The following is a 12,223-nucleotide window of genomic DNA, read 5'->3' on the forward strand; positions in this document are numbered from 1 at the left end:
AGAAGGTTGAGCATCGGAAAACAAGATGATACCAGAGAAGACAATTGATTAGCTAGGGATATAGCGCATTCAAGAGTTGTGAAAAGCAACGATACCCGGCTCCCTGGAGAAGGCCGGGCATCGTGTTACTTCATGCTAAAGCTTATTCCAATATCCAGAGCGGCCGATTGATGTCGTCGGCCCCGCCGAACTGACGTTGCAGCGCATCGCGCAGGTTCGCTTCGTTGTTGCGGTACTCCGACTGTGGGTACTGCCAGCGCTCCGGAATGCGCCCCCCGTTCTGGTTGCCCGGCCCGATGTCGAACGTCGGCACACCCGTCCGGCGCTGGTTGTAGAAAGCTTCCCAGCCGGAATTCTGGAAGAAGGCCAGGTACTTTTGCGTCAGGATCTGGATCAGGCCGGCATCGCCGTTGCCCGCATACGCTACGCCGTCCTGGCTCAGGTACGCGTCGAGGACCACCGGGTCAGTAATGCCATAAAAATTCATGGAGGCGGTTATACCGTTCGTGTAGTGCTGCGCCGCGTCGCCGCTCGCCCACCCGCGGGCGATGCCTTCCGCCAGGGTAAATTCCTGTTCGGCGTATCCGACAATGATGGTCGGCTCGCCGGTATAGGTGTAGTAGCGGTCGTCTTTCGGCAGGGAGTATTTCCCGGCATCCGAGTTGGTATACAGATCGCCCAGCGTCGCACCCGACGGGGCGCCCACGTACGACGTCAGCTTCGTGGCGTAGTCGGGGTCGCCACTGGCTTTGGCCGAGTCGGTCGGTTCCGCCACCACAAACAGGCGCGGGTCGTTATACATCTTCAGAAAATCCAGGTACGTCGCACCCATCACGTACCGCCCGATGGTAAAGCCCCGGTTGCTGGGGTTGATCGGATACTGGTTGTTCGGTACGTTGAAGAACTTCATCGTGGCGTTGTCGTCGAGGCTCTGCATCAGCGGATAAGTCGACGGATTGTTGATGATGGCGGCAAATCGTTCTTTCACGCGCAGGTCGGCATCGTCGGCCTGGTGGCTCAGGCTGATCAGCGTCCGCAGGTAGAGTGCGTTGCTGACCTGCTGCCACTTGCGCAGGCTACCGCCCATAAAAATATCGCCCGCGACCATCTGGTCAGCAACCGCCGCCAGTTGGGTATTGGCCTGCTCCAGCAGGTCGAGGCATTGCAGGTACACTTCCTTCTGCGTGTCGTACTGCGGCGTGTAGTTCTCGTCCAGGCCCTGCAACGCCTGGCGCATCGGAATGTCGCCCACGCGTTCGGTCATGCGGATAAAGAAGTAGGCTTTCATCAGGCTGGCCAGCCCCGCGTAGGAGTTGTCGCCCAGCCGCTCGGCCTCTTTTTCCATTTGCAGCACATTGCGCAGCGTCCCGTAGTTCAGCCCGGTCGACGACCAGTTGTAGTCCTGGTTACCGTAGTAGTCGAACGTAATCGCGTAAAACTGATTCAGGCGTTGCGTCTCGCTCCAGGGCTCGTAGTCGGCATTGTACCAGTCGTACAGCACGCCCGTGAAAATCTGCGAAGGTGGGGCCTGGGTCGGGTTGTTGGGGTTGACCTGCAGGTCTTCGAAATCTTTGCAACTGGTCACCGCCAGCAGGGCGGTCAGCAGCAGGGGAAAGGTATAGCGTTTCATAAGAAAGTCGGGAGAAAAGACCGGGCCCAGCGCCCGGTCCCGATGAAATAAGATTAGAAAGAAGCGGTCAGGTTAATGCCGTAGCTTTTGATCGACGGCGTTTGCAGACCGGACGAGTAGCCCGTGCCGTACTGGTCGAGGTCAATGTTTTTGTACTTGGAGAAGTAGAACAGGTTCCGCGCTACCAGCGACACGCTTGCGTTGCGCACGAAGGTTTTCTGCAACAGAGTGGACGGGAACGAGTAGGTGATCACCACCTCGCGCAGCTTGAAGTACGTCTTGTCGATGATGTTGGGCGCGTCGGCCCCGTTGTAGTTTTTCGCCCAGTCCTGGTAGAACACGGCCGTGGTGTTCGGCGCAAACTCGCGGGTGTCGGAAATCACGTTGCCGTTGCCGTCGCGCACCAGTTCGCCCTCCGTAATCACCATGCCTTCGCCAACGTACGACTTGATGCCCAGGCCGTCGTTTTCCCGCTCCGGCGCGACCGCCTCCGGGTGGCGACCGCTCTGCCACAACTTCTTGTTCACGTAGTTCAGGATTGTACCCCCGACGCGGCCGTCGAACAGGAAGCGCATCTGCAGGCTCTTGTAGCTCAGCGTGTTGGTAATGCCTCCGAACCAGTCGGGATTGTAGTAGCCGAACAATTTCGGCAGGTTGTCGCGCTTGGGTTTCCCGTCGTCGCCGACCACTACCTGTCCGTCGGGCGTCCGCTCGAAGTCGTAGTTGTAATATTTGTCCACGCGCTCGCCTACCTGCACAAAGCCGATGCCTCCCGCCGCCGGCAGTTTGTCAACCCCCGGGTAAATGTCGCGCAGGTACTCGCGGTAGGTCGACCAGTTGGCGGCCACATCCCACCGGAAATGATCGGTCCGGATGGGGTTGCCGGTCACCGTCACTTCCCAACCCCGACGCTCGTACTTCAGGCCGTTTTCGAGCCGGTAGTCGTAGCCCGAAGCTTCCGAGACGGGCAACTGGAAAATGCTCGGTCCGTCGAACGTGTTGTAGTGCGCTACGTCGACGCCCAGTCGGTTTTCGAAGAAGCGGATGTCGAGCCCGCCTTCGTACGAAGTACTGAAAGTCGGTTTCAGGTTCTGGTTGTAGACCGTCCCCGGGTAATAGAGCGTGGGGTTGCCGTTCCAGGTAATGCCCGAGTAGTAGGTCGGGTTGTTCTGGTAGATGGTGGCTCCGTTGCTCACCAGGCGCGCATCGTCGATGCGCATGTCGGCGTCAGGATTGCCGCCCAGATCGCCCCCGACGCGGGCGAACGATCCCCGTACTTTCAGGAACGAAACGGCGCGGGGCAGGTGAAGGGCATCCGAAAGCACCGCACTCAGCGACGCCGACGGATAGAAATACGAGTTGTTGTTCAGGGGCAGTGTCGACGACTTGTCCCAGCGGCCGGTCAGTGCCAGAAAGAGGTAATTGCGGAACGCCAGGTCGGCCGAGCCGTAAGCGCTGATCACCTGTTTCTGTTCCAGGTAGCTGTAGGGCTTCAGTTGGTTCGTGGTGTTGGATAGGTTGTACACCCCCGGCACCACCAGGTAGTCGGTCTGCCCGTAGGCATACTTCAGGGTATAGCTGCGCAGGTTGCCCCCCGCCGTGGCCTGCACCGAAAAGTTATCGCCAAACTGCTGCTGGTAATTCAGCAGCACGTCCGTGTTGTTCTCAAAGAAGTTACGGTACCCTTCGATGTAGCCTCCCTGGGCCACCTCGCGTCCGTAGGTAGTCGCCGAATAGGGAAACTTCTCGTTTTTGTTCAGTGTGTTGGTTGTCACGTATGTGCGCCCCGCCAGGCTGAAATGCTTGTTGAAGTCGTACGACAGCCGCACGAACCCGAACACGTCGTCTTTGTAGAAGCCCCGTAGCCACTCGTAGGCCGAAAACCAGGGGTTGTTGTAGCGTGCGTATTCGTTGTTGACTTGCTGCAAGCCTTCCTTGCCCGGCTGCCAGTAATTTTTCAGGTCCCGGATGTCGAAATCAGCCCCGTTCCAGATCAGAATGTTGTAGATGATGCTGTTCGGGCCATAGTCTACTTCCGGAATGTTGGGCGTATACTGCTTATTGTAGTTGAGGTTGGTCTCCAGCCGCAGTTTTTCGTTGAACTTCATCCCGCCCGACACCGCAAAGTTGGTGATGTTCAGGCGCGTGTTGGGTACAATGCCGCGCTGGTAGGTCTGCGTGGCCGAAACCCGCAGGTCGCCCTTGTCGCTACTGGTCGCGACCGACAGGTTGTTGGTCGACAGAAGGCCGTTTTGCAAAAAATTGGTCAGGTTGTTCGCGCCGCGCGGCAGGAAAGGCGTCGGGATGCGCTCGCCGGTGGCCGGATCAATCGGGCTGTCGTACTGCGGAATCAGCCGGCCGTCCAGTTTGGGGCCCCACACGTCGTAGTCGGAATCGTTGATGCCGCCGCCTTTGCCGTCCCCAAACGCATACTGCCCGTACGAGCCGGGCCCGTACTGGTTTTGCACGTCGGGAATGGCGTTGAAGCCCGATTGCAGCGTGGTGCTGGAATTGAAGTCGACCGAAAAGCCACGGTTTTTGTCCTGAGCACCCCGCTTGGTGGTGATCTGAATGGCACCGTCGCGTCCCCGCGAACCGTACAGCGCCGCGGCCGTCGGGCCTTTCAGGACGGTATAGGTCTCGATGTCGTCAGGCGAGATGTTGAAAAAATCCGAGCTGATGGGCTGGCCGTCTACGACGATCAGCGGCGTTTTTCCACGCAGCGTAACGGTAGGCGCACTGAACAGCTCGGGCGAGTTGGAAACCTGCAGCCCCGCGACGCGTCCGGTCAGCGTACTCACGGCGTTGGGCTCCCGGGCTTTGACCAGGTTCGAGCCGTCTACTTCCTGCACGGCATAGCCGACCCGCGCCTTTTCTTTCCGAATGCCGAGGGCCGTCACGACAACCTCCGACAGTTGCATGGCATCTTCTGTCAGAGCCACGTCGATGGTGGATCTTCCGGCGATGGCCACGTGCTGCGTAGCAAAGCCCACATACGAAAACAGCAGCGTGTCGATGTCGTCGGCCACCTGTAACGTATAGTGTCCTGAGATGTCGGTGATAGTACCCGTCACGGTCCCCTGGGCCAGCACCGTAACGCCGGGCAGCGGGGTGCCGTCTTCTGCCGATGTGACCGTACCGGTCAGCGTGCGCACCAACGGATCGGCCGCCCGGGCGGTCCAGGGCACCAGAACAGTTCCCACGAGCAGCAGGAACAACAGCAGGCGCTGGGAGGCAGCGCGCTGGGTTCGATGAAACAGTACAGATACTTGCATAGATATTGTGGAGTTGAGAAAATGGTTTGAGTCCAGGCAAGGCACGGCCACCGCAGGTGCTGCGTAGGCACTGCTCAGAGCGGGTTACAGGAAGACAGTAGGAAAACGGGGGTGGGACCGTCTTGAACGAAAACGAATCTAAGCCTTTAGGATAGTTTACTATTTGTAAATATCATACCTTACTTTTCGCCTCAAAGATCAACGGATCTTGACGGAGATTCAACGGTGATAAGTTATAAAAATGTTAACAAATCGTAAATAAGAAAACATTTTTTTCTGTTTGCATTAATTTTAAAATAATATTTGTCAAGTTGCTCGCCTTGAACCAGCGTGCCAAATATTTAATATTTATATAATCAGAAGGGCTTTTCATTTCCGGGGGCGATTGCTGAATTTCGCCTTTCCGCATAGGAACCGCCCGTTTTAATTTCTTTTCCATGTCCACATCGCTTCAACTTATTGTATTCGATCTTTCCGGCACCACCGTCGAAGATCACCAGGGTGTCCAGCGCTGCCTGCAGGATGCCCTGCGCGACGCCGCCGACGTCACCATTTCGCTGGAAGCCGCCAACCGGGTGATGGGCATCCCGAAACCGGTTGCCATCCGGCAGCTTCTGGAAGAACAGCAGCACCCGGCCGACGCGGCCCTGATCGAAACCATTCACGCGCGGTTTCAGGAACGGATGATCGCTTATTACCGCTCCGACCCGCGCGTTCACGAAAAAGCGGGCGTGAGCGAGACGTTTCGCACGTTGCAGGAGCACGACATTCGCGTGGTGGTCAATACCGGATTCGACCGCTCCATCACCGACGTACTGCTCGAGCACATGGGCTGGCAGCACCAGGGATTGATCGACGGCAGCGTCACCAGCGACGAAGTAGCCGCAGGCCGCCCCGCCCCCGACATGATTTTCCGGGCGATGGAGCTGACGGGCGTCACGTCGGCCGCCCACGTCGGCAAAGTGGGCGACACGGCGTCGGACTTGCAGGAAGGCACCGCCGCTGGCTGTGGGCTGGTGGTCGGCGTAACCACCGGCGCTTACACCGCGGAAGCCCTCGCTCCCGAACCGCACACGCACCTGATTGCGCAATTGCCCGAACTTCTGTCCATTCTGGCGCTGGCGCCAGTGCCCACCCGTAAATAAGTCACCACCGGAGCGCTTCCTTGCCGGAAAGCACCCCGAAACGAGAAAGCCGTATGAGAAAACATTGTCATGCCGATGTGGCCGTCGTAGGAGCCGGCATCGTGGGACTGGCCACCGCCCTGGCGAACGCGCGTCGGGGACAGCGGGTAGTCCTGCTGGAACGCTCGCCCCGGGCCACGGGTGCTTCCATCCGCAACTTCGGGCTGATCTGGCCCATCGGGCAAACGGCCGGTCCGGCGTTGCAGCGGGCGCTGCGCAGCCGCGACATCTGGCAGGAAGTGACCCAACAGGCGGGCATCTGGACCCGACCCAACGGCTCGCTGCACCTGGCCTACCACCCCGACGAGTGGCAGGTGCTCCAGGAGTTTGCCGCCCAGGCGATGGGGCAGGGCTATGCCTGTCGGTTGCTTTCGCCCGACGCAGTACGGCAAAAAAGCCCGGCGGTAAAGCCGGAAGGATTGCAGGGGGGCCTGTGGAGTGAAACGGAAATGACTGTGGACCCGCGCGAGGCGATCCGCCGCCTGCCCGACTACCTGCACGAGACCTACGGCGTGCGGCTCTGCTTCAACGAAACCGTCACCGAGATCGAAGCGCCCTACGTCCACACTGCCACCACCACCTGGGAAGTTGACCGCATCTTTGTGTGCAGCGGGTCCGATTTCGAAACGCTTTATCCGCAGCACTACGCCGCCAGTGGCATCACCAAATGTAAATTGCAGATGATGCGCACCGCGCCCCAGCCCGGCGGCTGGCAACTGGGGCCGTCGCTCTGTGCGGGCCTTACGCTCGGCCACTACACCTCCTTCAGCCAGTGCCCGAGCTTGCCGCTCCTGCAACAACGGTTCGCCGAAGAGCTGCCCGAGTACGTCAGTCGGGGCATTCACCTGCTGCTAGCGCAAAACGGACGGGGCGAACTGGTCATCGGCGATTCGCACGAGTACGGAGACAACCCGGAACCCTTCGACCGGGAAGACACCAACCAGTTGATTCTGCGCTACCTGCGCACCTTTGCCGACGTGCCTTCTTTCGAAATTGCTGAACGCTGGCATGGCATTTATCCCAAACTGGCCGGTCACACCGAGTGGGTGACGGAGCCGGCGCCCGGCGTCACCCTGATCAACGCCCTGAGCGGCGCGGGCATGACGCTCTCGTTCGGTCTGGCCGAAGAAGTGGTGCAAGGCACCTACCAGGAAGCCCCGGTCACGAAAGTCTAACGCCCGCGTACGCACGAGCGAAGGCGATTCCGTAACTTGCTGATAATCTACCGTTTCTGACCATGTCTTGGACCAATTATCATAGTCACTGCCGTTACTGCGACGGCAAAGGCGAGCCGGAAGTGTTTGCGCAACGTGCCATCGAACTAGGGTTGGACGCCTACGGGTTTTCGTCGCACGGCCCCGTTCCGTTTGAGACGACGTGGAACATGCGCGCCGAAGACGTAACGCACTACCTGTCGGAGATTCATCAACTACGCGAAAAGTACCGGGACCAGATTCAGCTTTACTGCGGCATGGAAGTCGACTTTGTGCCGGGGCTGATCAGCGTACAGCACGGCATCGTCCGCGAAGCGGGGTTGGATTACACCATCGGCTCCATCCATTTTGTCGACGCCTACGCCGACGGGACGCCGTGGGAAATTGACGGACCGCACGAAGGCTTTCTGCGGGGATTGCACGAGATTTTTGAGGGCGACGTGAAGCGCGCCGTGCGCCGTTATTTCGAGCTTACGCGCCAGATGATTCGGGAAGCACCGCCGAGCGTAGTGGGCCATGTGGACAAGATCAAAATGCAAAACGAAGGCGGCACGCTCTTTTCGGAAGAAGACGGCTGGTATCAGGACGAAGTGGCCGAGACGCTGCGCACCATTGCCGATGCGCGGCTGACGGTGGAAGTCAATACCCGGGGCCTGTATAAAAAGAAAACGGAGGAAACCTACCCCAGCCGCTGGATTCTGGAGCGGATGTGGGCGATGGACATCCCGGTCATGCTCAACTCCGACGCCCACCGCCCGAACGAGATCACGGCCTATTTTGAAGAAGCCGCCCTCCTGTTACAGGACGTCGGCTATACGCACGTACAAATTCTGTACGACGGTCGCTGGCAGTCCGTCCCGCTCAAAACCCGCATCAATGCCTGACGCTCGCCTCACCCGTTGGCTTCGCCACGCTTCGCCTTCGGCCTTCACCCTCTATGCCGTGCTGGCGGCCTTCTGCACGTATTCGTGCATGTATGCGTTCCGCAAACCGTTTACGGCGGCCACGTTCGACGGGCTGAGCTGGCTTCACATCGACTACAAGGTCTGGCTGATTACCGCGCAGGTGATCGGTTACATGCTCTCCAAGTTTATCGGCATCAAGGTCGTGTCGGAGATGACCGGCGGCCGCCGGGCCTCGGCCATTTTAGGACTGATCGGCCTGGCGGGCCTGGCCTTGCTGGGCTTTGCGCTGGTGCCTCCCCCCTACAACATCGTGTTTCTTCTGCTCAACGGGCTGCCGCTCGGCATGGTCTGGGGGCTGGTCTTCAGCTTCCTGGAAGGCCGCCGCACCACCGAAGTGCTGGGTGCCGGGTTGTGCGTGTCGTTCATCTTCTCGTCGGGGCTGGTCAAGTCCGTGGGCAGCTACGCCATGCAGGACTGGGGCGTCTCTCCCTTCTGGATGCCGCTGGTGACCAGCCTCCTCTTTGTACCGCTGCTGCTGGTGGCGGTGTATCTGCTGGCACAACTCCCGCCGCCCTCGCCGGAAGACGAAGCCCTCCGCACCCGCCGCAGGCCGATGAACGCGCAGGAACGGTGGCACCTGTTTCGCACCTTTGCACCCGGCCTGGTGCTGTTGATTCTGACCTACACGCTGCTGACCGCCTTCCGTGACTTTCGCGACAACTTCGCGGCCGAGATCTGGCAGACGCTGGGCTACGGTGACCAACCGGCCATTTTCACGAAAACGGAGATTCCTGTGTCGCTCGGGGTCCTGCTTTTGGTCGGCCTGATGGTCGTTGTAAAAGACAACCGCTACGCGCTACGTCTGAACCACCTGCTGGTGCTGGGCGGGCTGCTGCTAACGGGCGCAAGCACGCTGGCGTTCGAGGCGCACTGGCTTTCGCCGCCTGTCTGGATGACCCTCGTGGGCTTCGGGCTTTACCTGGGCTACGTGCCGTTCAACAGTGTGTTTTTCGACCGGCTGATCGCCGCCTTCCGGTACGTCAGCAACGTAGGCTTTCTGATTTACCTCGCCGATGCCTTCGGCTACCTGGGCAGTGTGGGCGTTATGTTGTTCAAGAGCTTTGGTTACGCCGAAATGAGCTGGCTCCGTTTTTTTATTGTAGGCAGCTACGCAATGGCGATCGTGGGCAGCGCACTGATGCTCGGCGCGCTCTTCTATTTTGAACGCAAACAAGCCGCACCACCTACCCCGCACCTCCACCCTTCCGATCACGCAAAAACCGTTGTCTGATTTTCCCATGAATCCCGAACTTCTGATCGACAAAATCTTTACGCTTTACGAACTCCACGGCCACGACGATTACATCGGCGAGCCGGTCTCCCAACTCGAACACATGGCCCAGGCCGCGCAACTGGCCGAACGCGAAGGCTTCGACGAGGAGGTGATCCTGGCGGCGTTTTTCCACGACATCGGTCACTTGTGCGCGTCTTCGAGCGCGGCGCAGATGGACGGTTACGGTGTGGTTTCCCACGAAAAGATCGGTGCCGATTTTCTGCGGGCGCACGGCTTTTCGGAACGGGTCGCGCGGCTGGTGGAAGGGCACGTACAGGCGAAGCGGTACCTGACGTACAAGTACCCCGACTATTACAACCGACTCTCGGAGGCCAGCCAGCAGACGCTGCGATTTCAGGGCGGACGCATGTCGCCCGACGAGGCCGAACAGTTCGAAGTCAGTCCGCTGTTTGGCGTCAGCCTGCGAATGCGCCACTGGGACGAGGAAGCCAAAGAAGAACACCTCCCGGTGCCGGACCTAAAGCGCTACAAAAAGATGGCGCAGCGCCACCTGGAGCAACAAGGCTTCGTGTTTTCGGATACGGTCCTGTAACGCGCGTTTTGCGTCAGATCACACTTCGTCCAGCCACAGCAGCGGATGGCGGATGGGCAGGTTCCGCAGCACTTCTTCGACGTCTGGCGTGTGGTCCAGCCTCTCCCAGGTTGCCAGCCAGGCCGCTTCGTCGAACGCCACCGCCCCGAACACCAGGAAGGGATGCGCCACCGGCCATTCGTTCCAGTACATCACGTCTTCTGCATAAGGCCACGCGGCCTTGTCGTCAACGTACGGATACATAAACGCAATACCATCGCGGATGGAGCGGCCGTCGGGCGTCTGGTACTGCCAGAGGTCGTGCTCTGCATCCGACAGAATCTGGCAGAGGGTAGTCATGGCATCGAGGTTGAACAGCGAATAGCCGTAGGGCTTGGTGCGCTCCAGTTCCAGCGGAAAGCTTCCGTCGGCGGCCATCTGACCAGGCAACAGCACCGTTTTGTAACGCTCGCGGCAAAATGCCAGAATCGAATCGTTTTCTGTCAGGCGGGCAAACGCCGCCACCTGCATCACCCAGCACGTGCTGTGGTTGTTTTTGGTGTTCAGTTCGTCCTGCCCGTACGGGTGGGTAGTCAGCCAGCGGAGGTAGTCGGCAAACCATTGCCGGATGTAGGCCACCTGGGCGGGTGCTACGCCCGGCGCGCCTTCCAGCACGCGCAGTCCCTGCGCCACTTCCATCAGGTGAATGGTATCGATGATGCCGATGCCGCGTCCGGTGACGCGTCCTTTAATGGCCTGTGCAAACGCCAGGGAAGGGTTCATGCGCGTATCGGCCTCCACAAACCAGGCGCGGAGGTGCCGCATGGCGTGGCGCGCGTACTTTCCCTCACCGGTCAGGCGATAGGCCGACGCCAGCGCCCCGACGATCCGACTCAGGCGGATCATGGCCAGCCGATGTGCCACGAAATTGTCGGGATTGGTCATGCCGTCGCGCCGCACGTACGGCCCTTCGGGGTGGGCTGAATCGGGCCACCAGTAATCGCCCTCCGAGTAAAAATCGTGGATGCTGCCGGCGCTTCGTTCGGAAGTCTTCGCGGTGACGGTGACGGGCTCCTGACGCAAGGCCCAGTCGGCTTCTTGCAGGGTCGGTTCGCGCAGGGTGGCGACAATCGTTTGTCGCAGTGGCGTGGTTTCCTGCCGGGCAGGTCCGCAACGCGCCAGTCCCATGAACAGTCCCCCTGCGAGAAGAACAAACTGAATCGGTTTTCGGAAGTTGAGAAGCATCTGCCTACAGGAGTGGTCGTCCGCACGTTTCCTACTCTGCTTCCCACTGCCCACAAAAAAAGGGGCGCAGCGGCCCCTTCTTGTACTCCATGTATGCCATTGGCACGTTAGCGTCCCATCCAGCCCCCATCGACCGTCAGCACCGTCCCGTGCACATACGCGGCCGCAGGTGAGGCCAGAAAAACGGCGGCGCCTTTAAAGTCGTCGGGATCGCCCCAGCGTCCGGCGGGGATGCGCGCCAGGATGGACGTACTCCGCTCGGCGTCGTCGCGCAGGGCGGCCGTATTGTCGGTGGCGATGTAGCCCGGGGCGATGGCGTTCACGTTGACGCCTTTACCGGCCCATTCGTTGGCGAGGGCCTTGGTCAGTTGCCCGATGGCGCCTTTGCTGGCCGCATAGCCGGGCACCGTGATGCCACCCTGGAACGTGAGCAGCGACGCGGTAAAGATGATCTTGCCACTGCCGCGCGCCACCATGTCGCGTCCGAACTCGCGGCTCAGTAGGAACTGCGCGTTCAGGTTGATTTCGATGACCTGATCCCAGTATTCGTCGGGATGCTCGGCCGCCGGGCGGCGCAGGATGGTACCCGCGTTGTTGATCAGAATGTCGGGCGTGCCGTGCTCGGCCTTCACCTTTTCGACGAACGCGTACACCGACGAGCGGTCGGCAAAATCGCACTGGTATCCCCAGAATTTGCGCCCCAGCGCCGTGATGCGCGCCTCGGCTTTGCTTCCGGTGGTTTCCAGCGACGCCGATACGCCGATGATGTCGGCCCCGGCTTCCGCCAGTCCTTCGGCCATGGCCAGGCCAATGCCACGTTTCACGCCCGTGACGAGCGCTACCTTTCCGTCCAGACGGAATTGATCTAAAATCATAAGAGAATGGAATCGAATGAATGAGGAATG

Annotated in this window: 10 protein-coding genes; 5 read left to right on the plus strand and 5 right to left on the minus strand. The window is 59.8% G+C overall.

All coding sequences use genetic code 11. The features are described 5' to 3' along the window. Positions 1-142: 142 nt before the first annotated feature. From BLR44_RS19845 to BLR44_RS19855, 3 genes are all read right to left on the minus strand, one after another. Positions 143-1,630, minus strand: coding sequence for a SusD/RagB family nutrient-binding outer membrane lipoprotein (locus BLR44_RS19845; RefSeq protein WP_089685338.1), 1,488 nt, complete (start codon positions 1,628-1,630; stop codon positions 143-145). 53 nt (positions 1,631-1,683) lie between these two features. Beyond that, positions 1,684-4,905: a SusC/RagA family TonB-linked outer membrane protein gene (locus BLR44_RS19850; protein WP_089685340.1), complete on the minus strand. Its 3,222-nt coding sequence runs from the start codon at positions 4,903-4,905 to the stop codon at positions 1,684-1,686. A gap of 244 nt (positions 4,906-5,149) precedes the next feature. Continuing rightward, positions 5,150-5,344 (minus strand): hypothetical protein, encoded by a 195-nt coding sequence (locus BLR44_RS19855; RefSeq protein WP_089685342.1) that lies wholly within the window; start codon positions 5,342-5,344, stop codon positions 5,150-5,152. On the opposite strand from BLR44_RS19855, the gene BLR44_RS19860 reads away from it, so the two are divergent. From BLR44_RS19860 to BLR44_RS19880, 5 genes are all read left to right on the plus strand, one after another. Further along, the gene (locus BLR44_RS19860; protein ID WP_089685343.1) at positions 5,343-6,050 is read left to right on the plus strand and encodes an HAD hydrolase-like protein; all 708 of its coding nucleotides are present in this window, start codon (positions 5,343-5,345) and stop codon (positions 6,048-6,050) included. The genes BLR44_RS19855 and BLR44_RS19860 overlap by 2 nt on opposite strands. Before the next feature lie 53 nt (positions 6,051-6,103). Next, positions 6,104-7,264, plus strand: coding sequence for a TIGR03364 family FAD-dependent oxidoreductase (locus BLR44_RS19865; RefSeq protein ID WP_089685345.1), 1,161 nt, complete (start codon positions 6,104-6,106; stop codon positions 7,262-7,264). A 62-nt stretch (positions 7,265-7,326) separates the two neighbouring features. Next, complete coding sequence (locus BLR44_RS19870) at positions 7,327-8,187, plus strand: histidinol-phosphatase (RefSeq protein WP_089685347.1); 861 nt, start codon at positions 7,327-7,329, stop codon at positions 8,185-8,187. After that, on the plus strand, positions 8,180-9,499 hold the full coding sequence (locus BLR44_RS19875; RefSeq protein WP_089685349.1) for a DUF5690 family protein: 1,320 nt from the start codon (positions 8,180-8,182) through the stop codon (positions 9,497-9,499). The genes BLR44_RS19870 and BLR44_RS19875 overlap by 8 nt, the downstream gene beginning before the upstream one ends. A gap of 7 nt (positions 9,500-9,506) precedes the next feature. After that, entirely contained in the window at positions 9,507-10,094 is a 588-nt protein-coding gene (locus BLR44_RS19880; protein WP_089685351.1) for a phosphonate degradation HD-domain oxygenase, read from the plus strand. Positions 10,095-10,112: 18 nt separating this feature from the next. On the opposite strand, the gene BLR44_RS19885 is transcribed toward BLR44_RS19880, so the two are convergent. Continuing rightward, on the minus strand, positions 10,113-11,318 hold the full coding sequence (locus BLR44_RS19885) for an alginate lyase family protein (protein ID WP_245706117.1): 1,206 nt from the start codon (positions 11,316-11,318) through the stop codon (positions 10,113-10,115). A gap of 107 nt (positions 11,319-11,425) precedes the next feature. Beyond that, positions 11,426-12,190, minus strand: coding sequence for an SDR family oxidoreductase (locus BLR44_RS19890; RefSeq protein WP_143017392.1), 765 nt, complete (start codon positions 12,188-12,190; stop codon positions 11,426-11,428). Between the last annotated feature and the right edge of the window lie 33 nt (positions 12,191-12,223).

The organism is Catalinimonas alkaloidigena, from assembly GCF_900100765.1.
Taxonomy (GTDB): domain Bacteria; phylum Bacteroidota; class Bacteroidia; order Cytophagales; family Flexibacteraceae; genus Mooreia; species Mooreia alkaloidigena.

Coding starts and splice junctions, on each gene's coding strand:
- BLR44_RS19845 (WP_089685338.1), bottom strand. CDS start 1,630: ATGAAACGCTATACCTTTCCCCTGCTGCTGACCGCCCTGCTGGCGGTG.
- BLR44_RS19850 (WP_089685340.1), bottom strand. CDS start 4,905: ATGCAAGTATCTGTACTGTTTCATCGAACCCAGCGCGCTGCCTCCCAG.
- BLR44_RS19860 (WP_089685343.1), top strand. CDS start 5,343: ATGTCCACATCGCTTCAACTTATTGTATTCGATCTTTCCGGCACCACC.
- BLR44_RS19855 (WP_089685342.1), bottom strand. CDS start 5,344: ATGGAAAAGAAATTAAAACGGGCGGTTCCTATGCGGAAAGGCGAAATT.
- BLR44_RS19865 (WP_089685345.1), top strand. CDS start 6,104: ATGAGAAAACATTGTCATGCCGATGTGGCCGTCGTAGGAGCCGGCATC.
- BLR44_RS19870 (WP_089685347.1), top strand. CDS start 7,327: ATGTCTTGGACCAATTATCATAGTCACTGCCGTTACTGCGACGGCAAA.
- BLR44_RS19875 (WP_089685349.1), top strand. CDS start 8,180: ATGCCTGACGCTCGCCTCACCCGTTGGCTTCGCCACGCTTCGCCTTCG.
- BLR44_RS19880 (WP_089685351.1), top strand. CDS start 9,507: ATGAATCCCGAACTTCTGATCGACAAAATCTTTACGCTTTACGAACTC.
- BLR44_RS19885 (WP_245706117.1), bottom strand. CDS start 11,318: ATGCTTCTCAACTTCCGAAAACCGATTCAGTTTGTTCTTCTCGCAGGG.